The organism is Brevundimonas sp. 1080 (genome assembly GCF_040545985.1).
GTDB lineage: Bacteria > Pseudomonadota > Alphaproteobacteria > Caulobacterales > Caulobacteraceae > Brevundimonas.
Genome location: NZ_JBEPMW010000001.1, coordinates 486,184 through 512,016, shown reverse-complemented (window position 1 = coordinate 512,016; position 25,833 = coordinate 486,184). Strand labels below are relative to the sequence as shown.

28 protein-coding genes are annotated in these 25,833 nt (G+C 67.4%); 17 read left to right on the top strand and 11 right to left on the bottom strand.

Annotated features, from left to right (window positions below; all coding sequences use genetic code 11):
• Positions 1–22: 22 nt before the first annotated feature.
• The 4 genes from ABIC32_RS02615 to ABIC32_RS02600 all read right to left on the bottom strand — a co-directional run bounded on the left by ABIC32_RS02615 (position 23) and on the right by ABIC32_RS02600 (position 5,473).
• The gene (locus ABIC32_RS02615) at positions 23–2,407 is read right to left on the bottom strand and encodes a PAS domain-containing sensor histidine kinase (RefSeq protein ID WP_354072137.1); all 2,385 of its coding nucleotides are present in this window, start codon (positions 2,405–2,407) and stop codon (positions 23–25) included.
• Between the two features lie 90 nt (positions 2,408–2,497).
• Positions 2,498–3,067, bottom strand: coding sequence for a hypothetical protein (locus ABIC32_RS02610; protein ID WP_066624111.1), 570 nt, complete (start codon positions 3,065–3,067; stop codon positions 2,498–2,500).
• A 77-nt stretch (positions 3,068–3,144) separates the two neighbouring features.
• Positions 3,145–3,552 (bottom strand): CBS domain-containing protein, encoded by a 408-nt coding sequence (locus ABIC32_RS02605; protein WP_354072135.1) that lies wholly within the window; start codon positions 3,550–3,552, stop codon positions 3,145–3,147.
• 61 nt (positions 3,553–3,613) lie between these two features.
• The gene (locus ABIC32_RS02600) at positions 3,614–5,473 is read right to left on the bottom strand and encodes a vWA domain-containing protein (RefSeq protein WP_354072133.1); all 1,860 of its coding nucleotides are present in this window, start codon (positions 5,471–5,473) and stop codon (positions 3,614–3,616) included.
• 165 nt (positions 5,474–5,638) lie between these two features.
• Here ABIC32_RS02600 and ABIC32_RS02595 point away from each other — a divergent pair, with 165 nt between their 5' ends.
• Entirely contained in the window at positions 5,639–7,501 is a 1,863-nt protein-coding gene (locus ABIC32_RS02595) for a monovalent cation:proton antiporter-2 (CPA2) family protein (protein WP_354072131.1), read from the top strand.
• A 3-nt stretch (positions 7,502–7,504) separates the two neighbouring features.
• Here ABIC32_RS02595 and ABIC32_RS02590 read toward each other — a convergent pair whose 3' ends face one another.
• The gene (locus ABIC32_RS02590; RefSeq protein WP_354072129.1) at positions 7,505–8,125 is read right to left on the bottom strand and encodes a DUF4168 domain-containing protein; all 621 of its coding nucleotides are present in this window, start codon (positions 8,123–8,125) and stop codon (positions 7,505–7,507) included.
• Positions 8,126–8,340: 215 nt separating this feature from the next.
• On the opposite strand from ABIC32_RS02590, the gene ABIC32_RS02585 reads away from it, so the two are divergent.
• The 4 genes from ABIC32_RS02585 to ABIC32_RS02570 all read left to right on the top strand — a co-directional run bounded on the left by ABIC32_RS02585 (position 8,341) and on the right by ABIC32_RS02570 (position 10,918).
• Positions 8,341–9,360, top strand: a complete 1,020-nt coding sequence (locus tag ABIC32_RS02585; RefSeq protein WP_354072127.1) for a phospholipase C/P1 nuclease family protein — start codon at positions 8,341–8,343, stop codon at positions 9,358–9,360.
• A gap of 5 nt (positions 9,361–9,365) precedes the next feature.
• Positions 9,366–10,142: an RNA methyltransferase gene (locus ABIC32_RS02580; RefSeq protein WP_354072125.1), complete on the top strand. Its 777-nt coding sequence runs from the start codon at positions 9,366–9,368 to the stop codon at positions 10,140–10,142.
• Between the two features lie 180 nt (positions 10,143–10,322).
• Complete coding sequence (locus ABIC32_RS02575) at positions 10,323–10,598, top strand: GIY-YIG nuclease family protein (protein WP_354072123.1); 276 nt, start codon at positions 10,323–10,325, stop codon at positions 10,596–10,598.
• Positions 10,595–10,918, top strand: a complete 324-nt coding sequence (locus ABIC32_RS02570) for a YnfA family protein (protein WP_354072121.1) — start codon at positions 10,595–10,597, stop codon at positions 10,916–10,918. Before ABIC32_RS02575 ends, ABIC32_RS02570 begins: the two co-directional genes overlap by 4 nt.
• Before the next feature lie 208 nt (positions 10,919–11,126).
• On the opposite strand, the gene ABIC32_RS02565 is transcribed toward ABIC32_RS02570, so the two are convergent.
• Positions 11,127–11,963 carry a hypothetical protein gene (locus ABIC32_RS02565; protein WP_354072119.1) on the bottom strand — a complete coding sequence of 279 codons (837 nt, stop codon included), beginning with the start codon at positions 11,961–11,963 and terminating at the stop codon, positions 11,127–11,129.
• A gap of 375 nt (positions 11,964–12,338) precedes the next feature.
• Between ABIC32_RS02565 and ABIC32_RS02560 the strand changes: the two genes are divergently transcribed.
• Positions 12,339–12,890: an OmpA family protein gene (locus tag ABIC32_RS02560; RefSeq protein WP_039244254.1), complete on the top strand. Its 552-nt coding sequence runs from the start codon at positions 12,339–12,341 to the stop codon at positions 12,888–12,890.
• Positions 12,891–12,951: 61 nt separating this feature from the next.
• On the opposite strand, the gene ABIC32_RS02555 is transcribed toward ABIC32_RS02560, so the two are convergent.
• Positions 12,952–13,662, bottom strand: coding sequence for an NAD-dependent deacylase (locus ABIC32_RS02555; protein ID WP_354072117.1), 711 nt, complete (start codon positions 13,660–13,662; stop codon positions 12,952–12,954).
• A 63-nt stretch (positions 13,663–13,725) separates the two neighbouring features.
• Here ABIC32_RS02555 and ABIC32_RS02550 point away from each other — a divergent pair, with 63 nt between their 5' ends.
• The 7 genes from ABIC32_RS02550 (at position 13,726) to ABIC32_RS02520 (ending at position 19,073) form a co-directional block, all read left to right on the top strand.
• Positions 13,726–14,832 (top strand): S-(hydroxymethyl)glutathione dehydrogenase/class III alcohol dehydrogenase, encoded by a 1,107-nt coding sequence (locus ABIC32_RS02550; RefSeq protein ID WP_153925925.1) that lies wholly within the window; start codon positions 13,726–13,728, stop codon positions 14,830–14,832.
• A gap of 61 nt (positions 14,833–14,893) precedes the next feature.
• On the top strand, positions 14,894–15,280 hold the full coding sequence (locus tag ABIC32_RS02545) for a VOC family protein (RefSeq protein WP_354072115.1): 387 nt from the start codon (positions 14,894–14,896) through the stop codon (positions 15,278–15,280).
• Positions 15,281–16,114 carry an S-formylglutathione hydrolase gene (gene fghA, locus ABIC32_RS02540; RefSeq protein WP_354072113.1) on the top strand — a complete coding sequence of 278 codons (834 nt, stop codon included), beginning with the start codon at positions 15,281–15,283 and terminating at the stop codon, positions 16,112–16,114.
• Positions 16,115–16,136: 22 nt separating this feature from the next.
• Entirely contained in the window at positions 16,137–17,081 is a 945-nt protein-coding gene (locus ABIC32_RS02535) for a DUF4350 domain-containing protein (protein WP_354072111.1), read from the top strand.
• Positions 17,082–17,096: 15 nt separating this feature from the next.
• A complete protein-coding gene (locus tag ABIC32_RS02530; protein WP_039244260.1) occupies positions 17,097–17,321 on the top strand; it encodes a hypothetical protein in 225 nt (74 codons plus the stop codon).
• A 107-nt stretch (positions 17,322–17,428) separates the two neighbouring features.
• Positions 17,429–18,040, top strand: coding sequence for a superoxide dismutase (locus ABIC32_RS02525; protein ID WP_017504687.1), 612 nt, complete (start codon positions 17,429–17,431; stop codon positions 18,038–18,040).
• A gap of 94 nt (positions 18,041–18,134) precedes the next feature.
• On the top strand, positions 18,135–19,073 hold the full coding sequence (locus ABIC32_RS02520; protein ID WP_354072108.1) for an MBL fold metallo-hydrolase: 939 nt from the start codon (positions 18,135–18,137) through the stop codon (positions 19,071–19,073).
• Between the two features lie 11 nt (positions 19,074–19,084).
• Here the strand turns inward: ABIC32_RS02520 and ABIC32_RS02515 are convergent, their stop codons facing one another.
• On the bottom strand, positions 19,085–19,306 hold the full coding sequence (locus tag ABIC32_RS02515; RefSeq protein ID WP_174085306.1) for a hypothetical protein: 222 nt from the start codon (positions 19,304–19,306) through the stop codon (positions 19,085–19,087).
• A 250-nt stretch (positions 19,307–19,556) separates the two neighbouring features.
• On the opposite strand from ABIC32_RS02515, the gene rpsD reads away from it, so the two are divergent.
• From rpsD to ABIC32_RS02500, 3 genes are all read left to right on the top strand, one after another.
• Positions 19,557–20,174, top strand: coding sequence for a 30S ribosomal protein S4 (gene rpsD, locus ABIC32_RS02510; RefSeq protein ID WP_055806141.1), 618 nt, complete (start codon positions 19,557–19,559; stop codon positions 20,172–20,174).
• A gap of 189 nt (positions 20,175–20,363) precedes the next feature.
• Entirely contained in the window at positions 20,364–20,729 is a 366-nt protein-coding gene (locus tag ABIC32_RS02505) for a hypothetical protein (RefSeq protein WP_055753328.1), read from the top strand.
• A gap of 95 nt (positions 20,730–20,824) precedes the next feature.
• Positions 20,825–23,176, top strand: a complete 2,352-nt coding sequence (locus ABIC32_RS02500) for a bifunctional diguanylate cyclase/phosphodiesterase (protein ID WP_354072105.1) — start codon at positions 20,825–20,827, stop codon at positions 23,174–23,176.
• A gap of 7 nt (positions 23,177–23,183) precedes the next feature.
• On the opposite strand, the gene ABIC32_RS02495 is transcribed toward ABIC32_RS02500, so the two are convergent.
• Entirely contained in the window at positions 23,184–24,290 is a 1,107-nt protein-coding gene (locus ABIC32_RS02495) for an NADH:flavin oxidoreductase/NADH oxidase (protein WP_354072103.1), read from the bottom strand.
• Between the two features lie 283 nt (positions 24,291–24,573).
• Here ABIC32_RS02495 and ABIC32_RS02490 point away from each other — a divergent pair, with 283 nt between their 5' ends.
• Positions 24,574–24,984 (top strand): hypothetical protein, encoded by a 411-nt coding sequence (locus ABIC32_RS02490; protein ID WP_354072101.1) that lies wholly within the window; start codon positions 24,574–24,576, stop codon positions 24,982–24,984.
• On the opposite strand, the gene ABIC32_RS02485 is transcribed toward ABIC32_RS02490, so the two are convergent.
• Positions 24,968–25,408 (bottom strand): acyl-CoA thioesterase, encoded by a 441-nt coding sequence (locus ABIC32_RS02485; protein WP_017504695.1) that lies wholly within the window; start codon positions 25,406–25,408, stop codon positions 24,968–24,970. The genes ABIC32_RS02490 and ABIC32_RS02485 overlap by 17 nt on opposite strands.
• Positions 25,408–25,761: a Grx4 family monothiol glutaredoxin gene (grxD, locus tag ABIC32_RS02480; protein WP_017504696.1), complete on the bottom strand. Its 354-nt coding sequence runs from the start codon at positions 25,759–25,761 to the stop codon at positions 25,408–25,410. The genes ABIC32_RS02485 and grxD overlap by 1 nt, the downstream gene beginning before the upstream one ends.
• Between the last annotated feature and the right edge of the window lie 72 nt (positions 25,762–25,833).

Here is a 25,833-nt window from a genome sequence, read left to right as displayed (position 1 = left end):
TCTGCAATAGTGCAGACCATGCTCAAGCCGCGAACGCCGCCCGGATCGGCTGCACGGTCTGATCCGGCCGCTTCACCGGCAGGTCGAAGCTGACGACCGTGCCGACGCCCGGCTGGCTTTCCATGCTCAGCTGACCGCCATGCATTTCGATCAGCGACTTGGTCAAGGCCAGACCCAGGCCGGTGCCCTGGGTGGTCTTGGAATGCTGGCCCTCGACCTGTTCGAACGGGCGGGCCAGACGCACCAGGTCTTCGGGCGCGATGCCGATGCCGGTGTCGGCGCAGGCGACGCGGACGCGGTCCTCGCCCTCGGCCCCCACGAAGGGTTTCAGCGACACGACGATGGAGCCGCCCTCGGGCGTGAACTTCACGGCGTTGGAGATCAGGTTCAGCATCACCTGTTTGACGCCGCGCTGATCGGCCTCGATGTCGGGCAGGTCGCCGGCCTCGACCGCGATCTTGAGGCCCGCCTCCTGCACCTTGCCGCGCATCAGCCGCACCGCGTCCTCGCACACCTCGCGCAAGGAGACCGGCTCAAAGTGCAGGGTCATCTTGCCGGCCTCGATCTTGGCCATGTCCAGCACGTCGTTGATCAGGCTGAGCAGGTGCTGGCCCGACTTCAGGATGTCGCCGGCGTAGCCCTTGTATTTCTCGTTCAGCGGCCCGAACAGCTCGCTGGCCATGATCTCCGAGAAGCCGTTGATGGCGTTCAACGGTGTGCGCAGCTCGTGGCTCATATTGGCCAGGAACTCGGACTTGGCCTGGTTGGCGGCCTCGGCCCGGGTCATGGCGACCTCGTATTTGCGCGCCAGCAGCGACAGCTTCTCCTGGCTGGATTCCAGCTGATCGACGGTGGCCCGCAGATCGTCGGCGGCGCGGCGGCGCTCGGCCTCCTGGCGTTTGATGGCGGTGATGTCGGCGGCGGTGACGACCGAGCCGCCTTCGGAGGTGAACCGCTCGGACAGTTGCAGCCAGCGCCCGTCGTTCAGCTCGACCTCGCGCAGGCCCGCACGACCGCTGGCTGGGCGATGCTCGGCCTTGATGGCCAGGCCGGCGATCCGGTTCAGCTCGTCCTTCATGGCGCCGCGCCGCACCACGCCGTGATCGAAGCCGAAGGCGTCCTCGAACGCCTGGTTCCACAGGATCAGCCGCCCCTGACGATCGAACAGGACGAAGGCCTCGGAGATGCTCTCCACCCCGTCGCGCAGCCGGCTTTCGGCGGCCTGGGCGGCGGCCTTGGCGCGGCGGGCCTCGGTGATGTCCAGCGCCACGCCCAGGATGGCGGAAAAGCCCATGTCGCCGCGCTCGCCGCGCGCCTGGCCCCGCGCGTCGATCCACCGCGCCCGCCCGTCCGGTCCCGCCACCGGGAAGGTGATCTCAAAGGCGCCATAGGCCGCCGCCTGGCGCAAGGCGTGGCGGAAATCTTCCTGAAAGCGCGGATGGACGCGGCCGATCACATCTTCGGCGTCGGTCACACCGCCGCGCGAAAAGCCCAGCAGCGCGGCCATATAGTCCGACAGCGACACCTCGCCCTTGGCCAGATCCCACTCCCACACCCCGCACCGCGCGGCTTCGACGGCGATGCGGAACCGCTTTTCGGTGGCCACCCGTTCGCGGTGCTGGCGCGTCTGGCGCAGGCCGTAGAGGACGAACAGAACCACGACCCCGACACCCAGCATTAGCGGCGCGAGCACCACCCAGGCGTCGTCGAAGACGGAGGCGGTCGTCCCTTCCGAGATTGCGACCACATAAGGGCCGCCCGCCCGGGCCTGAGCGGCCGCAGCGAGGCCGGCCTGCCCCCCCAGCGTCACGGCACGCGGTTCGGCCTGACCGACCAGGGCCGAGGCATCGACGCCGATCAGGGTGCGGATGGGTTGGCCGATCTCGGCGGCGCGCGCCGAGGCCAGCACCACGCCGCCCGCCGACACGATCCGCGTCTCGCCGCCTGTCGGCAGGACCGGCGCGATCCGCGCCTCCAGCCTCAGACCGTCGGCATTGGCCTGGCCGGCGGCGACCGATCCTTCGCCCTTGGCGGCCTGCACCGTCTCGCCGGGACCGACCAGGGTGAAGGCGACCTTGGGCGCGGCGGCCTGCGCGGTTTCCACGACCTCTATGGGGGCGCGTTTGGCGACAATGGCGGTGCGACCCGCGGCCAGGCCCGCATCGGCCGACTGGATCAGCGCCGCGGTCTGGCTGGCGACCAACTCGGCGCTCAGCTTCAGATTTTCAGCTTCCAGGCGGCTAATTTCGCGGGTCGGCCGGCTGAACTCACGCGACGCCATCAGGGCATAGGCGGCCGCGATCAGCGCCAGGACCAGGACGGCGATCCGCAACCAGGCGGGTGCGCCGACGGCGCGGTCGGAGGCGCGACGCCCCGACCGATTTTCCCGCCGCTCCTCGTCCCGCAAGCCCCGACCCTCCGACAAACACTTCGTTGCGGGAATCTAGGCTGCGTCGCGGATTCGTGTCGAGGCTCGGTGCGCGCTTTTAACGGGTTTTTAAGCGGCGGCGACCGGCGACAGCAGGCGGTCGGGCGCGGGCTCCAGCACACGCGTCACGCCATGCAGCGTATCGCGCGCCTGTCGGGCCAGGGTCAGGACAGCCGGCGGCGCATCGTCAGGCGTCTCGGCGACCAGATCCACCAGATCCTGGGCCAGGCGCATCAGTTGGGGCGCGGCGGCGATCAGCCGGGCCTGAAACTCGATATGCTGGGGATCGCGGTCGTATTCGGCGCCCGGCACGCGCCAACCGCCCCAATCCGCCCGATCGGTGACGACGACCGGATAGGTGCCGGGGTGGGGGTGATGCAGGCAATCCTCGGGTAGCTGCCACTTGTTGCGTGCCCGCAGCAGCCGCCAGTCGCCCAAGCCCTGATCCGAGGCCGGATCGTCGGTCGCGAGCAACAGTTCGTTGGCGGTGAACTCGCGCCCCAAGCCGACGTCATAGGTGACGCGTACGGGCTCTTCGAACCCCTTGGCCCAGACGGGCTGGACCTGTTCGATAAAGGCCCAGGCGCCGACGCACTCGACCCAGACCTTCTGACCCTTCTGGAACTGTGCGCGCGCCATGCCATCCTCCGATATTCGAAGGAACAGCATGAACGACGATCCTTGACGCCCGGTGTCGGGGCGCGGTTACGCAGGTCTTAACGCGAGATGCTTTCCAGCGTCTCGCCGGCGTATTTCTCCTTCACCCGCGTCGACAGGTCGCCCAGCGACACGACGCCGACCACCCGGCCATGTTTGTCCACGACCGGGGCGCGACGGATCTGCTTGGTGCCCATCAGGTCCAACACGACCTTCAGGTCGTCGGTGTCCAGCACCGTCTGCGGATCGCGGGTGATGAACTCCACAACCGAGGCGCTCGAGGCTGCGCCCGTGGCCAGGGCGCGCACCACGATGTCGCGGTCGGTGATGGTGCCGATCAGCTGATCGCCGTCCGCCACGGGCACGAAGCCGAAGCCGCCCTTGGCCATGCGGCTGGCCACGTCCTGGATGGTGTCGGCGGGGCGGGCCAGATGCACGTCCTTGGTCATCACGTCGCGGATCTTCATGGCGGGTTTCCTTGGTTGAAGCGTTGCGCTGGAAAACCCGCCGCGAGCGTGGCGGTTCCGGTCAGGGCGTTCGCATCGGGGCAAGGCCCTCGGCCGCCCGCACCAGCTGAACGAACTCGGCCCGGTCGCCATAGGGGTCTTCGCCTCTGGCCCCTTGCCCCTGATCGATGATCCGGTCCCAGCCATAGTCGGCCGTCATCCACGGATCGCCCCGCAGCTTCTGACCGAATCCGGCGACCGCGATGGCCCAGCGCGTGGCCTCGGGCGGCTGGGCGCTGACTGGCCCGCCCGCGCGGTTGGTCAGCGGCTGCTGGATCAGGTCCGATCGGCTCTGGCCCGGCTGTTTGTAGCGTACCTGGACGAAGCCGATCTCGCCGTTCGGATCGCCGCCGCCGACCCCGATGCGGTTATCGGGATAGCGCCTTTCGGGAATCTGCGTCGGGCCGCCGACGGGGGTGATTTCATACAGGGCCGTGACGCTGGCGCCGGATCCGACCTCGCCCGCATCGATCTGGTCGTTGTTGAAGTCTTCCTCGTTCAGCAGCCGGGTCTCATAGCCGATCAGCCGCCATTCGGCGACGCGGGCGGGATTGAACTCGACCTGGATCTTGACGTCGTCGGCGATGGGGAAGGCGCCCTTGTCGAAGGCCGGCCCGAACAGGCGTCGCGCATCCCTCAGGTCCCCGACATAGGCCGCGACGCCATTGCCCGCCTGGGCGATGGTCTGCATCCGTTCGTCCTGATAGTTGCCGCGCCCGAAGCCGTAGACCGACAGGTAGATCCCGGTCCCGCGCTTTTCGGCGACATAGTCCTCCAGCCGCTTGTTGTCGGTCACCCCGACGTTGAAGTCGCCGTCGGTGAACATCAGGATGCGATTGACCTTGTCGCGGGCGAAGTTCGCCTGGGCCTGGTCATAGGCGTTGGTCATGCCGGTCGCCCCGGCCGTGCCGCCCGACGCCTTCAGGCTGGCGACCGCACAGCGCATCTTCAGCTTTTCGTCGCCCTTGGTCGGCTGCAGGGTCGTGCCGGCGCCTTCCGCGTAATAGGTGACGGCCAAGGTGTCCTGCGGCCTCAGCCGATCGATGGCCAGGTTCATCGCCTTCTTGGCCAGATCCAGCTTGTCGGGGCTGCGCATCGAGCCGGAGACGTCGACCAGGAAGGTCAGGTTCAGCGGCCGCTGCTCGCCCGCCGGCAGTTCATAACCTTGCAGTCCGATGTGCACGATCTGGCGCCCGTCAGCCCAGGGCGAGGCCGCGACCGCCGTCGTGATCGCGAAGGGCCGGGTCTGGCTGGTCGGCCGGGCATAGTCATAGTCGAAGGCGTTGATCAGTTCCTCGACCCGCACCGCATCCTTGGGCGGCGCACGCCCCTCGTCGATGAAGCGCTTCACGTTCGAATACGACGCCGTGTCCACGTCGATGGAGAAGGTCGACACCGGCTGATCGCTGGTCCGCTTCACCGGATTGGGCGTCGCATCCGGATAGCGTTCGGTGTCGACAGGGGGCGGCGTCATCATGCCGGGCGACGTCGGGGCGCCTGGTGATCGCGTGATCCGGGAGGCTGTGACGACGATATCTTGGGCCGCCGTCGATGACGGCGCGGGGGCGGGCGATGGAGGGGGCGGCGGAGGCGGAGGAGGCGGCGGTGGCGGTGGCGGTGGCGGTGGGGCGCCGTAGGGGACGCGATCTTCCTTGCGGGTCGGCGTGATCCTCACCGGCGGCGTCGGCGGACCGGCGCGCGGCGCGGGTGGTGCGACGACAGGCTCAGGCGATCCCAACTCAAAGCCAAGAGGCCGGCACGCCGCCGGCGTCGGCTCGCCATCCAGCGGCTTGGCCAGGGCGACGCTCGGCACGGCGACCGGCGGCGCGGCGAACGACAGGCTCAGAACGGACAGGGCCGCGATCCTGATGACGCGTGACATGGCTTCCTCCGGTTGTTTTCTTGACGCCAATCGCGGGTCGTCATGGGGCGAAACTGTGGCGCCAAATCCCCCTCGACGCACGATGATCTTTCAGCGTGTCTTTCGTGTCCTCTCGCAATCGCCGCCAAGGCCCCCCACAATAGAGGCCAAGCTTGGGGGAATGCGATGGCTGAGGCGACGACGGGACTGGATCTGGGCGCGGCGGCCGCTCTGCTGGCCGCGGGTGTGCTCGCCGTGCCGGTGTTCAAGCGCATCGGCCTGGGGTCGGTGCTGGGCTATCTGGCGGCGGGCCTGGCCATCGGTCCCTTCGGCCTGAAGCTGTTTCGCGAGCCCGAGACCATCCTGCACGTCGCCGAGTTCGGCGTGGTCATCTTCCTGTTCATCATCGGGCTGGAGATGCGGCCCAAACGTCTGTGGGGACTAAGAAAGGAAATCTTCGGCCTCGGCGCGGCCCAGGTGCTGTTCTGCGGCCTGATCCTGACCCTGACGGCCATGCTGGCCGGCTTCTCCGCGCCTGTCGCCTTCGTCGGCGCCATGGGCTTTGTCCTGTCGTCCACCGCCGTCATCATGCAGATGCTGGAAGAGCGCGGCGAAATCGCGGGCGGGCCCGGCCAGCGGGCGGTCTCCATCCTGTTGCTCGAAGACCTGGCCATCGTGCCGCTTCTGGCCATCGTCGCCGTCCTGGCCTCGGTGCTGGGCGTGGCGAACGAACAGGCGCCGCCCCTGTGGCAGACCGTCGGCTTCGCGGTCGCGGCGGTCGGCGGGGTGCTGCTGGCCGGCAAATATCTGGTCAATCCGGTCTTCCGCCTGCTGGCTCAGTACGGCGGACGCGAGGTGATGACGGCGGCGGCCCTGCTGGTCGTGGTCGGCGCCGCCTGGGCCATGTCCCTGGGCGGCCTGTCCATGGCCATGGGCGCGTTCCTGGCCGGGGTCCTGCTGTCGGAATCGACCTTCCGTCACCAGCTGGAGGCCGATGTCGAGCCGTTCCGCGCCATCCTGCTGGGCCTGTTCTTCCTCAGCGTCGGCATGTCGCTGGACGTGTCGGTCGTGGTCGCCGACTGGCGTCTGGTGCTGGGCGGGGTCGTGGCCTTCATGCTGGTCAAGGGCGTGGGCATCTATGCCGTCGCGCGCCTGTTCAAGGCCTCGCATCATGAGGCGGTCGAGCGCGCGGGCCTGTTCGCACAAGGCGGCGAGTTCGCCTTCGTCCTGTACGGCGCCGCCGTCGCCGCCGGCCTGTTCGACGCCCGCATCGGCGCGATGATGTCGGCGGTGGTCATCCTGTCGATGGCCCTGACGCCCCTGACCTCGCTGCTGATTGCACGGCTGTCGCCCAAGCCGGTCCAGGACGCCGAAAGCGCCGAGGGCGTGGACTTCGCCAAGGACCTGCGCGGCCAGGTGCTGATTATCGGCTTCGGCCGTTTCGCCCAGGTCGTGTCCCAACCCCTGCTGGCCCGCGACGTCGACGTGTCGATCATCGAGAACGACGTGGAGATGATCCAGGCCGCCTCCCAGTTCGGGTTCAAGGTCTATTACGGCGACGGCACCCAGCTGCACACCCTGCGCGCTTCGGGCGCGGAGGAGGCCGAGATGGTCCTGGTCTGCGTCGACAAGCCCGAGGCCGCCGACCGCATCGTCGAACTAATCAAGTCGGAGTTCCCGACCACCCGGATCATGGCCCGCGCCTTCGACCGAGGGCATTCGATGCGCCTGATCCAGGCCGGCGTGGACTACCAGATCCGCGAGACCTTCGAGTCGGCGCTCAAGTTCGGCGAGCGCGCCCTGGTCGAACTGGGGCTGGACGAGCATGAGGCGGCCGAGACCATCGGCGACGTGCGCCGTCGCGACGAGGCCCGACTGGACCTGCAGCTGACCGGCGGGCTCAAGGCCGGCCGTCAGCTGATGCGCGGCAATATGCCGACGCCCCAGCCCGCCCCCTATATCAAGCCCCGCCGCGAAGGCCGTCTGCTGAACGAGGACGAGGCGGGCCCGGCCGCGCCGGACACCCGGCGCGAGCCCGCCGACACCTGATCCCTACTGGCTCACGCCTTTTTCCAGACGCGCGCCGGCCAGTTGCGCCTTGGCCTGAAGATAGGGCGTCGCGGACACCAGTTGCGAGATGGCGTTGAAACGCTCGGTCGTCAGGCCGGACGCCTCGACCGCCGCCGTCAATTTGGCGCTCTGTTCGGGCGTCGCCTGATTGTTCTGCACCTCGGCCGTGACGGCGCGGATTTGCGTCATGGCGGTGACGAAGCGGTTCAGTTCGTCGTCCGTCACGGAGGCGGCCGGCGTGCCGGGCGCGGGCGGCGTAGCGTTGACCACCCGAATGCGCGCCGCCAGGGCCGGATCGGCGGCGACGGCGTTGGACAGGGTGTTGAAGCGCGTCACTTCCAGCCCCGAATCCTGCACTGCGGCGGCCATCTGCGCCTGCTGTTCCGGCGTCGGCTGGGCGCCGTTCAGCGTGTCGCTGACCGCTCTCACCTTGGCCATGGCGTCGTCGAACTTCTTCAGCTCGTCATCGGTGAAGGTGGTCGAGCCGGCCATCGGCGCGGCCGCCGGCGTCTGCGATGTGGTTGATGCGTCTTGGGCGTGAGCGGTCGCGGCGGTCGCAAGAAGGGCGACGGAAGCAAGAAGGGCGATGCGGGGCGTGCGCATGGGAATGTCCTTTCGGTCTGGCGTCCACTGGAAAGGGCCGTCCGACGACGGCGACGACGCAATCACGTCATCGCTCCCCAAGGGCGTGGAGCCTGAAACAGACGAAGGGGGAGCCTTCATAACCTAGGCGCCGATGCGCCTCGCACCACCCCTTGGACGCTGGAGGCGCGATCAAGGATGCGTTAGACGGGCGTGATCCTTGTTGAGGTTTGTCCATGAAACGTCTCGCCATCGCCGCCCTGGCCCTCGTCGCGGTCGCCGCGCCGGCTGTCACCGTCACCGCCTGGGGCAACACCGGCCACCGCCTGATCGGCGTGGCCGCGATGCGGGCCCTGCCGGACGAACTGCCGGCCTTCCTGCGCACCCCCGCCGCCATTGCCGACGTGGGCGAACTGGCGCGCGAGCCCGACCGCTGGAAGGGCGCCGGTCAGCCGCACGACCGCGAGCGCGACACCGCCCACTTCGTCGATCTGGACGACCAGGGGCGCGTCTACGACCAGCGCGGCATGAACCTCAACGACCTGCCGCGCCTGAAGTCCGAATATGACGCCGCCCTGACCAAGGCCGGTCTGGACGTCAACGACGCCGGCTATCTGCCCTACGCCATGATGGACGCCTGGCAGCAGCTGGGCCGCGACTTCGCCTACTGGCGCGTGCTGAACGCCGCCGAAAAGCGCGAGACCAATATGGAGCGCCAGGCCTGGTATCGCGCCGACCGCATTCGCCGCGAGGCCCTGATCCTGCGCGACATCGGCGTCATGGGCCACTACGTCGGCGACGGTTCGCAACCGCATCACACCAGCATTCACTACAACGGCTGGGGCGACTTCCCGAACCCGGAAGGCTTCACCAACTCGCGCCAGACCCACGCCGTGTTCGAGGGCGAGTTCACCAACCGCGTCGCCCGTCTAGACGCCGTCGAGGCCGCCATGCCGGCCGCCAAACTGGACGGTTTCGACGTCAAGGCGCGCACCGTCTCCTATCTGACCACGACCCTGGGCACGGTGATCCCCTTCTATCGTCTGGAGAAGGCCGGAGGTTTCCGCGACAGCGACCCGCGCGGCGCGGCCTTCGTCAACGAACGTCTGGCGGCGGGCGCCGGCGAACTGCGCGACTTCATCGTCGCCGCCTGGACCGCCTCGGGCAGCGCCTCCATCGGCTGGCCCGCCGTCAAGGTCGCCGAGGTCGAGGCCGGAACCGCAGACCCCTGGATCGCCATGGTGGGCGAGGACTGATTGCGTTGCCTGAGCTGACACCTCCCGCTGTCATCCTCGACAAGTCGCAGATGGCCGAGAACATCGGCGCCGTGGCGCGGGTGATGGCCAACTTCGGCCTGTCGGACCTGCGCCTGGTCAGCCCCCGCGACGGCTGGCCCCAAGAGCGGGCCTGGGCCACGGCCTCGGGCGCCGACTGGGTCTTGGACAGGGTGCGGGTGTTCGACAGTGTCGCCGAGGCCATCGCCGACCTGAACACCGTCTTCGCCACGACCGCCCGCCCGCGCGAGACGCGCCAGCCCGTGCGCACGCCGCGCGAGGCCAGCCGCGTCCTCTATGACGACACGGCCTCGGGCCTGAAGACGGGCCTCTTGTTCGGCGGCGAGCGCGCCGGACTGGAGACGACCGACATCGCCCTGTGCGCCGGCATCGTCACCATTCCGATCGATCCGAAGCACCACTCGCTGAACCTGGCCCAGGCCGTGGCGATCAACGCCTATGAGTGGCGCACCCTGATCCTGGACGCCCCGCCGCCGCGCTTCCGCGACAGCGAACCGCCGGCGTCGAACGACCTGCTGATCGGCATGTACGAGCATCTGGAGGAAGAGCTGGAAAACGGCGGCTTCTTCTATCCGCCCGAGAAGAAGCGCTCGATGAGCCAGAACCTGCGCGTCATGCTGGGCCGCGCCGCCTTCTCGGAGCAAGAGGTCGCCACCATGCGCGGCGCCATCCACGCGCTGGCGCGCGGCCGCGGCCGGGTCCTGGCCAAGCTGGCGGCCGAACGGGCGGCGAAGGAAAAATAGCCGTCATTCCGGGGCTTCGCGTAGCGAAGAACCCGGAACCCAGGACCGCATCATCGAGCGGGGGCCGCTCTGGGCTCCGGGTTCCGCTGCGCGGCCCCGGAGTGACGTCTATTGTGCAGCTTCAGCCCGCATGCCCATGTTCTGCACATGAGAGCGGACGCCGTCATCGCCGTGTATATAATGGCGAACTTTCGCAACGGCACGATCTATACTGGCGTCACCAGCGATCTGATGCAGCGAATATGGCAGCATCGCACTGGCGCCACGCCGGGGTTCGCTTCAGAGCAGGGTTGCAAGACCCTGGTCTGGTACGAGCAGCATGAGACCATCATTGAGGCGATCGTGCGTGAAAAGGCGCTGAAGAAATGGCGGCGGTCCTGGAAACTGGCGTTGATCGAAGCCGCAAATCCGCAATGGCTCGATCTGGCCGACGACTGGTATAGCGTCCGCCCATGAAGCCTATGCTGATCTATCCGCTGGCGGCCCTGGCGGAGATCGGCGGCTGTTTCGCCTTCTGGGCCTGGCTGAAGCTGGATCGTTCACCCCTGTGGCTGGCGCCCGGCGTCGCCTGCCTGATCGCCTTCGCCTGGCTCCTGACCTTCGTCCCCAGCGACGCGGCGGGCCGCGCCTTCGCGGCCTACGGCGGCGTCTATATCTGCGCCTCCCTGATCTGGATGGCGCTGGTCGAGAAGACCCCGCCGGATCGCTGGGACATTCTGGGCGGCCTTGTCTGTCTGATCGGCGCCGGGCTCATCCTGTTCGGCCCGCGCGGCTAACCAGCCGATCTGCGAGACACGATCGCAGACATTTCAACCCCTTGCCTCGCGCCAGCGTCATCTTCCTGCCCACGCCCTCAGGCCGTGCGATCCTGTCTCTGTTCGCCCGCAGCGGGCGTGTCGCACGGTCGAGGAGGCACGAGATCAGACGAATTAGACGAATTAGACGGTGTTTTTGCGGGCGACCGTCTGAATGGGCGTCGGCGCGTCAGCCCGCGCCCAGCAGGTCCGACCAGCGCCAGCTGCCCTTGCCGAGGGCCAGTTGCGCGCCGCCGGGGCGGTCTTCCAGCTTCAGGACCGCCAGGCCCGTCATGCGCTGGCTCTTGCATTCGGCCGGGGCGAAGGCGACTTCCAGGGCGATGGCCTGGCGCACGCCCGCCAGACCCTTGCCCGCCTGGTTGCGGCTTTGCAGCCAGTCGCCGTTCCAGACCAGGATGGCGCGTCCGTTCGCATCCATGTCCTGGGACGCGGCGATGACAGCGCGGCGCACGGCCTGGTCGTCGCGCACCGCGTCCTGGACCCAGCGCACCATGTCGCACGACCCGCCGCCCGAGCCTGAACCCGCGCCGGTCCCTCCCGAACCGCCCGATCCGCCGACGCCCGATCCGCCGCCGCCGCCCGGACCTGCGCCGACCGTCATGGCGCCGGCGATCTGGGCCGCGCCCAGCAGCGGCAGGGGCGGACCCGGCGGGGCGGGCGCGGCGGGCAGGGGTTCGACGTCCGGCGGGCGTTTGCTGACCACCAGTCTCGGTCGCGCCGCCGCCACGGCCGGCGGTCGCCGCTGGGGCGCGGGCTTGGGCGGCGCGGCCGCCTGGGCGGCGGCGGCCGGCGCGTCGGGCTTTGGCGAGGGATCGGGCGCGATCACGCGCGCGGGCGGCGGCGGAGGCGGCGGGGGCGGCTCGACCAGTTCGACCATCATGGGCGGCGTCTGCGGCGCCTCGACGATCGGCTCCGCCTGGCCGTGCATCAGCAGCGCCAGCCCCAGATGCGCGGCCAGGATCGGCGTCGCCGCCAGCGCCCAGCGCCGTGTGCGCGCCGCGCTCAATCGCCGATCCGTGATGGGAGTTGAACACGCCGCCGCATGGTCATGGGGACAAAACGCCTGTAAAAACCGCCAGGCTCCGTTGAAAACATTCGGTCGCGTCAGGAAAGTGGCGTCGTCGTGAATACAACCGCGCGACGGCGCAGAGCGATGATAGATGAGCGTGTCCGCCCTCCGGCATTGGCCGTCGGCGGCGCAACGTCTTCACTGAGGCGATGGTTCCGTGCCCATGCAAGAATAACGCGAATATTCGATCTGCTTATGGTCAAGCTGACATGATGCCGCCCAAAGCGCGTCATTACTCCGCCTTGTCTCATACGCCATTTTCATCTTGCGCATGAACTGGGTGTGGCGCTCCCGGCAAGAAGGAGACAGAACTTGAGCAGATCGAAACTCAGGACGGCGGTCGTCGGCGGCGCCCTCATCGCCCTCGGCTTTGCGGCCAGCGGCTGCGCCAGCCATCGTTTCGTGCGTGATCAGGTCGAAGTCGTCGACAACCGCGTGACCACCGTCGAAGGCACCGCAGGCCAGGCCCTGCAACGCGCCAACGACGCGCACAAGCTGGCCGAGGGCAAGTTCCTCTATCAGGTCGTGCTGTCGGACGATTCCGTGAAATTCCCCACCGACGCGGCCGCCCTGTCGCCCGAGGCCGAGCAGCGCCTGGCCCAGTTCGCCCAGCGTCTGCAGGGCGAGAACAAGAACGTCTATCTGGAAATCCAGGGCTACACCGATTCGACCGGTACGCCCGAGCATAACGACCAGCTGGGCGAGCAACGCGCCGAGGCCGTGCGTCGCTTCCTGAACCGCCAGGGCGTCGCCTTGAACCGCATGGCCACCATCTCCTATGGCCAGGAACAGCCGGTGGCCTCGAACGACACGCCCGAGGGCCGTTCGCAGAACCGCCGCGTGACCATCGTCGTCCTGGCCTAAGCCGCCTCGACCTCGAACGCCGGAACGGCGGCCGCCTTCGCAGCGGCCGCCGTTTTCGTTTCTACAGCGTGTCGAAGAAGGCCGGCACGGCCTGCGTCGCCGGCCCGTAAACGCCTTCGTCGAACAGGCGCGCCCCCGACGTCGGCTCCAGGTTGATCTCGACCGTCCGCGCTCCGGCATACCGCGCCGCCTGCACGAACCCTGCCGCCGGATAGACCGCGCCCGACGTGCCGATGGACACGAACAGGTCGCACCGCTCCAGCGCCCGCTCGATCCGCTCCATCTGAAGCGGCATCTCCCCGAACCAGACGATGTGCGGCCGCATGACGCCGTCGGGATGATGCGGCGAGGCCTCGTCCGCCGCCATGTCCCCGGCCCAGTCCATGACTACGCCGGACCGGGTGCAGCGGCCTTTCAACAGTTCGCCGTGCATATGGATCAGCTCGAACCCGGCGGCCGGCGGCATCGCTTCATGCGCCCGGTCGTGCAGATCATCGACGTTCTGCGTCACCAGCAGGAAGTCGCCTTCCCAACGCGCCGCCAGGTCCGCCAGCGCCCGGTGCGCCGCATTGGGCCGCACCTCGGCCAACTGCCGCCGCCGCTGATTGTAGAAGTCCTGCACCAGCGCCGGATCGGCCGCATAACCCTCCGGCGTCGCCACGTCCTCCACCCGATGCCCGCACCACAGCCCGTCCGACGCCCGAAAGGTCGGCACGCCGCTTTCGGCCGATATGCCGGCTCCGGTCAGGACGACGAGGTTTGTGTGTGACATGACGGCTTCATACCATCCTGCGCCTGCCCTAGAAGAGGAGGGAATCGTTCAGGAGCCCCCGCCATGAAAACCCGCGCCGCCGTCGCTTTCGAGGCCAAACGTCCGTTGGAGATCGTCGAGGTCGATCTGGAGGGGCCGCGCGCCGGCGAGGTGCTGATCGAGATCAAGGCCACCGGCATCTGCCACACCGACGCCTATACGCTGGACGGGCTGGACTCCGAGGGCGTCTTCCCCTCGATCCTGGGCCACGAGGGCGCGGGCGTGGTGGTCGAGGTGGGGCCGGGCGTGACCTCGGTCGCGGTCGGCGATCACGTCATCCCGCTGTACACGCCGGAATGCCGCCAGTGTAAGTCGTGCCTGTCGCGCAAGACCAACCTGTGCACCGCCATTCGCGGCACTCAGGGCAAGGGCGTCATGCCCGACGGCACCAGCCGCTTCAGCTACAAGGGTCAGGCCATCGCCCACTATATGGGCTGCTCGACCTTCTCGAACTTCACCGTCCTGCCCGAGATCGCGGTGGCCAAGATCCGCAAGGACGCGCCCTTCGACAAGGCCTGCTACGTCGGCTGCGGCGTGACCACCGGCGTCGGCGCCGTGGTCAACACGGCCAAGGTCGAGCCCGGCGCCAACTGCGTCGTCTTCGGCTTGGGCGGCATCGGCCTGAACGTCATCCAGGGGCTGAAGATGGTCGGCGCCGACATGATCGTCGGCGTGGACATCAACGGCGACAAGGAAGAATGGGGCCGCCGCTTCGGCATGACCCATTTCGTCAATCCCAAGGAAGTTTCCGACGTGGTCGCCCATCTGGTCCAGCTGACCGACGGCGGCGCGGACTACACCTTCGACTGCACCGGCAACACCGTCGTCATGCGCCAGGCGCTTGAGGCCTGCCACCGCGGCTGGGGCGAGAGCGTCGTCATCGGCGTCGCCGAATCCGGCAAGGAGATCGCCACCCGCCCGTTCCAGTTGGTGACCGGCCGCGTCTGGCGCGGTTCGGCCTTCGGCGGCGCGCGCGGCCGCACCGACACGCCCAAGATCGTCGACTGGTATATGGACGGAAAGATCGAGATCGACCCGATGATCACCCACACCTTCGCCCTGGACGACATCAACAAGGCCTTCGACCTGATGCACGAGGGCAAGAGCATCCGCTCGGTCGTGGTGTTCTGACGCCTTGCGCGCCGCTCGGTTCGTTGTTTAAGAAAACGGACTGAAAGAGGGAGGTCTGACCATGTTCACCCACGTCACCGTCGGCGCCAACGACATCGAGGCGTCGCGCCGGTTCTACGACGCCGCGCTGGGCGCCCTGGGCGTCGAGCCGGGCCAGGGGCCGGACCTCAAGGGCCGCTACTGGTGGCGCACCCGCATGGGCGCCTTTGCGATCGGCGCGCCCATCGACGGGGAGCCGGCCTGCCACGCCAACGGCGGCACCATCGGCTTTCACGCCAAGACGTCCGAGATGGTCCAGGCATTCCATGACGCGGGCGTCGCCGCCGGCGGTCGCGCCATCGAGGACCCGCCCGGCGAACGCAAGGGCCCCTTCGGCCCCATGATCCTGGCCTATCTGCGCGACCCTTCGGGCAACAAGATCTGCGCCATGCACCGAAAGACCGGCTGAATGGAAACCACCAAGACCCACGCCGTTCACGGCGGAACCCTGCGCTATCTGAAGCACGACAGCACAGCGACCGGCACGCCGATGACGCTGTCGGTCTTCGTTCCGGGCGGGGAGGGGCCTTTCCCGGTGCTGATCTGGCTGTCGGGCCTGACCTGCACCGAGGATAATTTCACCACCAAGGCCGGGGCCTATCAGGCCGCCGCCGAACACGGCGTCATCGTCGTGGCGCCCGACACCAGCCCGCGCGGAGAAGGCGTCGCCGACGATCCGGCCTATGACTTGGGTCAGGGCGCGGGCTTCTACGTCGATGCGACGCAGGCGCCTTGGGCGCCGCATTTCCGCATGGAAACCTATGTCACCGAGGAACTGATCGCCCTGATTGACGCCGAGTTTGCGACCACGGGCGTCCGCTCGATCAGCGGCCATTCGATGGGCGGCCACGGCGCCCTGACCCTGGCGCTGAACCAACCCGACCTGTTCCGTTCGGTCTCCGCCTTCGCGCCGATCTGCTCGCCGACCCGATGCGCCTGGGGCGAAAAGGCCTTCACCGCCTACCTTGGAGACGACCGCGCCGCCTGGGACCGCCACGACGCCGCCAAGCTGATCGCAGCCGGCGCGGCGCGCGGCGTCTATGACGACATCCTGATCGACCAAGGCGACGCCGACAGCTTCCTGATCGACCAGCTGAAGCCTGAGCTGCTCCAGGCCGCCGCCACCGCCGCCGGCCAGACGATCACCCTGCGGATGCAGCCCGGCTATGATCACTCCTACTTCTTCATGGCCAGCTTCATCGCCGACCACATCGCCTTCCATGCCGAACGCTTGAAGGTCTAGGCGCCAGGTGGGACGCCGGGGTTTGATCGCCGTCGCAGTCCTGCTGCTGGCGGGCTCAGCCTTGGCGCAAGAGCAGGTCGGCGATCTGGATTGGCGGCCAAAGGTGGTCTCGCCGGCCTATGCGATGGTTGGTCCTGTCGTGCTTGTCGATCAGGGCCACGGCAGCGAGCAGACGATCGAAGGTCGCTATGCCGGCTTCGCCGCGCTGGTGCGGGCCGACGGCTATCGGATCGAAGCCAGCCGGGAGCGGCTCGATGCGCCCGGCGCGCTTAATGGCGTGGCGGTGTTGGTCATCGCCAATCCGGCGCGACCGGCGGACGGCTCGCGCGCCTCGGCTTTTGACGACGCCGAGATCGAGGCGATCCGCCGATGGGTGGAGCAGGGCGGGGCGTTGCTTCTTGCCGCCGATCACGCGCCCCATGGTTCCGCCGCCGAAGCCCTGGCTGCCAAGTTCGGCGTGTCGATGGGCACAGGTTACGCCTTCCAGCCCGTGGGCGGCGACGTCACGGCCAATCTGGTCTTTCCGCGCCCGGCGCTTGCGGATCATCCGATCATCGAAGGCCGCGACCAAAGCGAGCGCCTGACGGTCGTCAAGAGCTTCACCGGGCAGTCGCTGTCGGGGCCGGCAGACGCGACCGTGTTGCTTGCGATGAGCGCAGATGCGCGAGAGGCTCCCGATCTCGGAGCCTTGCAAACGATCCGAACGCGGCTTCGGGCCGGTCAGGATCCAGCCGTCGTCCTTGCCGAGTTGTCGCGGCCCGCCTTACCCGCCCAAGGTCTGGCTTTGCGCCTTGGCGCAGGGCGGGTGGTCGTGCTGGGAGAGGCGGGGATGCTCACGGCTCAGATCGTGCGTTTTCCCGACCAGCCGGATCGCGAGCCTGTCCGCATGGGGCTGAATACGACTGGTCATGACGATCAGCAGTTCGTGCTGAACCTGATGCACTGGCTGTCGCGTCTGCTCCCCTGATGCTAGAGGAGCGCCATGAGCGCTTCTGATCCCTACGAACCGATGTTTTCCGCCCTGTGCCGCGAGGTGGGCTATTGCCTGCACGCCAAGGGGCAGAAGCGGGTGATCGAGGCGCTGCCAAAGGGGCTGGACGCCGCCGTGCGCGCCGTCTTCGCGGCAGAGGGCGTGGATGAACCCAATGCGCCGGGCGATGTGAAGCGGGCCGTTCGCGATTGCCTGAAGGCGAACTTGCCAGCTTGACCGTTACGGGTCGATAAGTCGGAACAAATCCAGGCGCTGTCGCTTGGGTTTCATGAACGGGCGCCTAGATGAGGCGCATCGGAAACTTGTCGCGAGAGGAACCTCCCATGGCCTTCACCCTGCCCCCGCTGCCCTACGCCTATGACGCGCTGGAGCCGGCCATCGACAAGGAGACGATGACCTTCCACCACGACAAGCACCACCAGACCTATGTCGACAATCTCAATAAGGCCGTCGACGCCGACGAAAACCTGAAGGGCAAGTCGCTGGAGGAAATCTTCACCAGCATCTCCACCGCGCCCAAGGCCGTGCGCAACAACGGCGGCGGCCACTGGAACCACAGCCTGTTCTGGGAACTGCTGGCCCCGGCCGATCAGGCGGGTGAGCCCTCGGCCGAGCTGAAGGCCGCCATCGACGCCGATCTGGGCGGCATGGACAAATTCAAGGAAGACTTCAACGCCGCCGGCGCCGCGCAGTTCGGTTCGGGCTGGGCCTGGCTGATCGTGCAGAACGGCAAGCTGAAGATCACCTCGACCCCGAACCAGGACAATCCGCTGATGGACGTCGTGGACGAGCGCGGCGAGGTCATCCTGGGCGCCGACGTCTGGGAGCACGCCTATTATCTGAAATACCAGAACCGCCGCGCCGACTATCTGAAGTCGTTCTGGACGGTGGTGAACTGGAACAAGGTCAACGAACTCTACGCCGCCGCCAAATAAGGCCGGTACAGCCCAGCGATCGAGAGATGACGACGCCCGCCGGAACCTCCGGCGGGCGTTTTCGATTGCGTCATCGCAAACGGAGATCGAAGCGATGCGGATGATGATGACGGGGGCTGCTTTCGCGGCCCTGATGTTGGCGGCCTGTAACCCCAACGCAAACGCACAGAAGCCCGGCGATCCCGCGCCGCCCAATCCCACCCAGACCGTCGCCGCGCCAGCCGAGAAGCCGGTCTATCACTTCAAGATCGGCGCGCTGGACGCCATCGCCCTGTTCGACGGCGAGAACCCGGTCAAGAACGACAACCAGACCTTCGGCGTCGGCCTGACGCCACAGGCGGTCGCCGCGCCGCTCACCGCCGCCGGACAGCCGGCCGATCCGATCATGCTGGAAATCCATCCGCTTCTGGTCAGGAACGGCGCCCGCACGATGCTGTTCGACACGGGCCTGGGCGAGGGCAAGGGCCAGTTGATGGACAGCCTGCAAAAGGCGGGCGTCGATCCGGCCTCGATCACCGACGTGCTGATCTCGCACGGCCACCCGGACCATGTCGGCGGCCTGATCCGTAACGGCGGCCTGGCCTTCCCCAATGCGGCGATCCGGATGTCGCAGGCGGAATGGGCGTCCATCCGCGCCAATCCCGAACTGACCGATCTGGTGCGGATCATCACGCCCAAGGTCCAGGCCTTCGAGCCGGGCGGCGAGGTCGCGCCGGGCGTCCAGTCCCAGGACACGGCCGGCCATACGCCGGGCCACGTCGCCTATCTGATCGCCGACGGCCAGAACCAACTGCTCTACACCGGCGACCTGATGCATCACTGGATTCTGTCGGTCGAACATCCGGACTGGAAGGTCGGCTATGACGACGATCAGACGGCAGGCCTGAAGGCGCGGCTAGACGAGGTGACGGCGCTGCGCAACTCCGGCGCCCACATCTACGCGTATCACTTCCCGTTCCCGGGCCTGGGCAAGGTGGCGACCCGCGAAGGTCGCGCCATGTTCATCTCCGAAGCCCAGTCTGCAAAGGATTAGGTCGCTAAGGACTAGATGCGAAGATCCACGCCGTGCCGGGTGCGCTCGTTCATGCGCTCGGCATGGTGCTGGCGAACCATGCGGCGCTGGCGCAGCATCTCATGGATGCCGTCGGCGAGATCGAGCAGTTGATGATCGCTCAAAGGCTCGACCAGATCGACCAGCTGCTTTTTCAGCGTTTCCATGGCCTTGTCGGACAGGCCGGTCTGAAAGCTGTTGGGTTCGGGCTGCATTCCACTCCTCCTTGTCCTCATGCGTGGTTCGGTTGCGTCAAGGGAAGGGTGGGGCGACGGGATCGTTCCATTCCATCGTGCTTAACGGCCCGCCGTGCTTGACTCCGCCGTCCTCGCTGGCCATAAGCGCCGCCTTCCACGGGTCCGCTTCGGCGGGGCCGGGATGAATGACGGAAGATGCGTGGACCGCCGTTGAGATCGCATTCCCAATCCAGGGGATGCCGGGCCGTATCGTCGAAAAGAGAATAGAATGTCCAAGCGCCACAGCGCCAAGTACAAGATCGACCGGGCCATGGGTGAGAACCTGTGGGGCCGCGCCAAGTCGCCGGTCAACAAGCGTTCTTACGGTCCCGGCCAGCACGGCCAGCGTCGCAAGTCCAAGGTTTCGGACTTCGGTCTGCAACTGAAGGCCAAGCAGAAGCTGAAGGGCTACTACGGCAACATCACCGAGAAGCAGTTCGCCAAGACCTATGACGAGGCCGCGCGTCGCAAGGGCAACACCTCGGAAAACCTGATCGGTCTGCTGGAATCGCGCCTGGACGCCGTCGTCTACCGCGCCAAGTTCGTCCCGACCGTCTGGGCCGCCCGCCAGTTCGTCAGCCACGGCCACGTCCTGGTCAACGGCAAGAAGGTCGACATCGCCTCCTACCGCGTGAAGCCGGAAGACGTCGTCACCGTGAAGGAAAAGTCGCGCAACATGGCTCTGGTGCTTGAAGCCCAGCAGTCGTCGGAACGCGACGTGCCGGATTACTTGGAACTGTCGGACCGCTCGTTCTCGGTTCGCTACGTCCGCGTGCCGGAACTGTCGGACGTGCCGTACGCCGTGAAGATGGAACCGAACCTGGTCGTCGAATACTACGCTTCGTAAGCGGAGTTTTCTTCAGAGCGGCTATCGGCCTTCGGCCTACTTGAGCCGCTTCTGGATTTGAGTTTGGAGGGCCTCGGATTCGTCCGGGGCCTTTCGTTTTTTATCCTGTTCCCTCCAAGGGCGAACAGGCGCATTCTCGGCCGGTTCAGGCTTTGAGGCAGGGGAGGTCGTCAGTTGCGCGACTCCATCATGAAACGCTTGGCTTTGATCGCCGCCGCATCGGCGGGCCTGGCCGCCTGCGCCAGCCGCGGCGAGCCCACCGTCTCCACCGCGGGCATGCCCGGCGCGCTGGAGCCGATCCACGCCGCCGCCTTCACCAAGGACCAGGCCGTCTTCTGGGTCAGTTCGAACGGCTGCACGGCCAAGGAAGACCTGATCCCGATCGTCAGCCTACAGGGCGGCAGCGCCGTCATCACCCTACGCCGCATCGACGAGGACAAGTGCAAGCAGGACTTGGTCCAGGGCGTCGAGCTGAAGTGGTCGTTCGAGGAACTGGGCCTGACGCCCGGCTCGCCTGTCAGCGTCAACAACCCCTATCAGATGCCTCGCTCCTGAAAACGGCTGTAGCGTTTCGTTAAGCCTGTTCGAGCGCGTCTGATTAAGCAACGTCCGTTACGACGACAGACCGTCCCCCCAAGGTCTGTAGCTTCATGCGCTTCTTCACCTGCCTGACCGACGACCATAATCTCTGGCTCGTCGCGTTGGCCGCCGGCCTGTGCCTGATCGGTTCGATCATCACCTTCCGCCTGTATCGCCGCCTGCGCGCCGCCGAAAAGGGCACGCGTCTGGCCTGGGCCTTCATGGGCGCGGTGGCGACGGGGGCGACGATCTGGTGCACCCATTTCGTGGCGATGATCGCCTATGAGCCCGGCGTTACCATCACCTATGGCCCCGTGCTGACCGGCCTGTCCCTGGGCGTCGCCATCGCCGGCAGCGCGCTGGCGCTATGGGTGGCCTCGCGCCGGATGCCCGCCTCGGCCGAGATCGGCGGCGTGCTCTTCGGCCTGACCGTGGTGGCCATGCACTATACCGGCATGGCGGCCTTTGCGACCGACGCCGTCATCCACTGGTCGGCCCCCTATGTCGCCGCTTCAGTGGCGGGGGCGGTCGTCCTGGGCGCCCTGGCGTTCAATCGCGCCCGGCAGTCCGGCAAGGTCGTCCCGGTCGTGCTGATGGTCCTGGGCATCGTGGCCCTGCACTTCACCGGCATGGCCGCCATGACGATCGTGCCGGTCGGCGCGCTGGTCGATATGGGCGCTGTCGGATCGACCAATCTGGTCCTGGCCTTCGCCGTCTCCGCCGTCGGATTGATGATGCTGGGCACCGGCGTCGCCAGCCACGCCCTGGACGTCCAGTCCCGGCTTCAGGCCAAGGCGCGCCTGGATCACCTGATCGAGGGCAGCGTCGATGGCATGGTGGTCGAACAGGACGGCGTCATCCTGGCCGCCAACGCCGCCTTCGCGGATTTGGCGGGCGTCCCCCACCACGCCCTGATCGGCGAACCGCTGTCGCGCTGGATCGCCGGCGTCGCCGATCTGGCGGTCAACGGCCTGAGCCAGTCTAAACTGATCGCCGAAGGCGGGGCGGACATTCCCGTCGAGATCGCCGTGCGCCGCGACTGCGGCCGCGACCATATCCTGATCTACGCCGTGCGCGATCTGCGCATGCGTCAGGCGCAGGAGCGTCGCATCGCCCATCTGGCGCGCAACGACGGCCTGACCGGCCTGCCCAACCGCTCGTCCTTCCTGGAATGGCTGACGCGCCAGACCGCCGACCTGACCGTTCCGAACAAGGTGGCCCTCTTGGCCATGGATCTGGACCGCTTCAAGGAGGTCAACGACGTTCACGGCCATGCCGCCGGCGACCAGCTGCTGATCCAGATCGCCGAACGGATGCGCGCCTGCCTGCGCCACGACGAGTTCATCGCACGCCTGGGCGGGGACGAGTTCGTCGCCGTCGTGCCGATCCGGCAAAAGGACGACGCCCTGGATCTGGTCGCGCGTCTGCGCGACGCCGTCACCGCCCCGGTCGTGCTGGACCATGCCGAGGTCGCCTGCGGCCTCAGCACCGGCATCGCGATCTGGCCCGACGACGCCCACGACCCGTCCGCCCTGATCAATGACGCGGACTTAGCGATGTACCGCGCCAAGGCCTCGCTGGGGACCGACGTCTGCTTCTACGAGGAGGAGATGGACGAGGCGGTGCGCAATCGCCGCCGCATGGCTCAACAGATGCGTGAGGCCCTGGATCAGGGCCAGTTCAGCCTGAACTGGCAGCTGCAGGCCGCCGTCGATACCGGCGACATCACGGGCTATGAGGTGCTGCTGCGCTGGATTCAGCCAGACGGGACCTTCATCTCGCCGGCCGACTTCATTCCTCTGGCCGAAGAGAATGGTCTGATCCTGCCGATCGGCGAATGGGTGCTGCGCACCGCCTGCGCCGAGGCCGCCAGCTGGACCGAACCGCACAAGATCGCCGTAAACCTGTCGCCGGTCCAGCTGGGCCACGTCGACCTGCCGCGCCTGGTGCATCAGGTCTTGGTGGAGAGCGGCCTGTCGCCGTCGCGGCTGGAGCTGGAGATCACCGAGACAGCTATGATCACCGACATGGAACGCACGACCCACGTCTTGCGTCAGCTGAAGCTGCTGGGCGTCTCCATCGCCATGGACGACTTCGGCACCGGCTATTCGTCGCTGTCGACCCTGCGCGCCTTCCCGTTCGACAAGATCAAGCTGGATCGCTCCTTCATGTCCGAACTGGACGGCGGACCTCAATCGGCCGCCATCATTCGCGCCGTCCTGGCCCTGGGCGAGAGCCTGCACATCCCCGTCCTGGCCGAGGGCGTCGAGACGCTGGAGCAGTTGGCCTTCCTGCGTGACCAGGGCTGTGACGAGGTCCAGGGCTATCTGCTCGGCCGCCCGCAAAAGACGGCCGATGCCGAGATCCAAGCCGCCGCACGCGTTCTGTGGGCCGTCGATCGGTCGATGGAAAAGGCCGCCTGATCAGGCCTTAAGCGCCGGCCTTGCCGTACCCCGGCCAATGCGCCTTTCCGGCCCGCTCGTATTGCGGCGGCAGGCCTTCATCCTCACCCAGGGCGACGGCCGCATGGTGCGCCCAGTGCGGATCGTCCAGCGCCGCACGCGCGATTGCGATGAAGTCGGCCTGACCGGACGCTATGATGTCCTCGGCCTGCTGCGGATCGAAGATCATGCCGACGGCCATCACATTGGCCTGCGGCGTCGCCGCCTTCATGGCCTGGGCGAACCGCAACTGATAGCCCGGCTCACCGCCCGGAATTTTCGCCTGCGCGACGTTCCCGCCCGACGTCAGGTGCAGATAGTCGTAGCCCATGTCGTGCAGCGCCTGACCAAGGGCCGTCACCTCGTCCAGGGCGATGCCGCCCTCGACCCAGTCCGAGCCGTTGAAGCGTACGCCAAGCGCCTTGGACCGGGGCCAGGCGTCGCGCAGGGCCTGGGCGACCCGCAGCGGGAAGCGCGCCCGGTTCTCGTACGATCCGCCGAAATTGTCGGTGCGGTTGTTAGACAGGGGCGACAGGAACTGGGTCAGCAGATAGCCGTGGGCGGCGTGCAGTTCGACCAGATCGAATCCGGCGCGGTCCGCCCGCTGCGCCGCGTCCTCGAAGGCGGCGACGACGCGATCCATGTCGGCCGGGGTCATGGCGGTCGGCGTGTGCCAGTCATCCTTGAACGGTTCGGCCGAGGCGCTGAAGGTTTCCCACGCGCCGTCTTCAGCCTTCAGGGCGCCGCCGCCCTTCCACGGCGCGCTGGTCGAGGCCTTGCGTCCGGCGTGGGCCAGTTGGATGCCGATCGGGGTGTCGCTATAGGTGCGGATGTCGCGGATGATCCGGGCGAAGGCCTCTTCCTGCGCGTCGTTCCACAGGCCGGTGTCGTCCGGCGTGATCCGTCCCGCCGCCTCGACTCCCGTGGCCTCGACAATGACCAGTCCCGCGCCGGAGATCGCCAGTCGTCCCAGATGCTGCACGTGCCAGGGCTGGGGCACGCCGTCGATGGCCGAATACTGGCACATCGGCGCGATTGCGACCCGGTTCTTCAGTGTCAGGGGGCCGACGGCGCGGGGCGAGAACAGCTGGCTCATGATAGGCGATCCGTGGGGCAGGAGAGGGGGGGACTGTAGCTATGGCGGTTGCGGTCACGTTCAACCCCGATCCTTTCCGATTGTTCACCCAGCTTTCCGATTATTCACGTGTGCACGCCCGGCCCACGCGGCACAAAAGGGTCAAGCTTCAACTGGGGAACACACCAATGCTTCGTCTCGCTCTCGCCATCGCCATCGCCGCCCCGCTGCTATCGGGCTGCATCATCGTCTCGACCGAAAAGCCGACCACGCGCGTCATCACCGCGCCGGCCTCGGGTCAGTGATGCGCAGCCTGGTCAAGGGTCCGATGATCAAGGGCCAGATGATCAAGGGTCTGGCGATCGCGGCCCTGGTCGCGCCGCTGCTGTCGGCCTGCGTCATCTATGACAGCGATGCGGGCGAAAACGTCTCGGTGAACCTGCGCCGCGACGACGCCCCGCCGGCCGAGGCCATCCGCGAAGCCCGGTTCGCCGACGGCGCCCTGGTCGCGCGCGTCGATTCCAACGGCTGCACTCAGGCGTCGGATTTCGAAGTGTCGGTGTCGGACGGCTCGCCGGCCGAGATCACGCTTCGCCGCACCAAACAGGACCTGTGCAAGGCCCTGGTCCCGGATGGCGTCGAGCTGCGCTGGACCTATGCCGACCTGGGCTTGGAGCCCGGCACGCCGGCCCGCATCCTCAATGCGCTGAAGTAGGCGTCTCGAACACGACCAGCATGTCTGGCGGAATGCGCTGCGGTCTCAGGGTCGCAGCGTCCACCAACACCCATTCGGTGACGCCCTGGGCGCAGACGCGGCCTTGGGCGTCCTCGATGCGGACATAGCGGGTGAAGCGCGGTCCCTGCGGATCGCCGACCCAGGTGCGGGCGACCACGCCCTCTGCGCCCGGCTCGATGCCGCGCAGATAGTCGATCTCATGCCGGGTCGCGACCCACGACCATTTCGCCCGCGTCGCTTCGTCGAAGCGCGCGTTCCAGTGGGCCGTGCCCGCATCCTGCAGCCAGCCGACATAGACGACGTTGTTGACGTGGCCGTTGGCGTCGATGTGCTCGGGTCGCACGTCCAAGGGCACGACGAAGACCTCGCGGTCCTCGCGCGGCGTGAGGGTCTTCCTGGCCATCAGGCCTCGCCGAGCGGCACGCCCTTCTCGACCATCAGGGCCTGAAGTTCGCCGGCCTGGAACATTTCGCGGATAATGTCCGATCCGCCCACGAACTCGCCCTTCACATAGAGCTGAGGAATAGTGGGCCAGTCGGTGAAGCTCTTGATGCCTTCGCGCAGGGCTTCGTCCTGCAGCACGTCCACACCCACGAAGCCGGCGCCGACATGATCCAGGATCTGCACCGCCAGGGACGAGAAGCCGCAGCGCGGCTGGTCCGGCGTGCCCTTCATGAACAGAACCACGTCGTTCTGGGCGACGGTTTCGCCGATGAAGGCGTGGACGGGATCGGCGGCTTGGGCGGTGTCGGTCACGGATACGGGCCTTTCGTGAAGCCCGTCAGCTAGGGAGCCGAACGGGCGCGGTCAAGGCGTCCGCGACGTTCT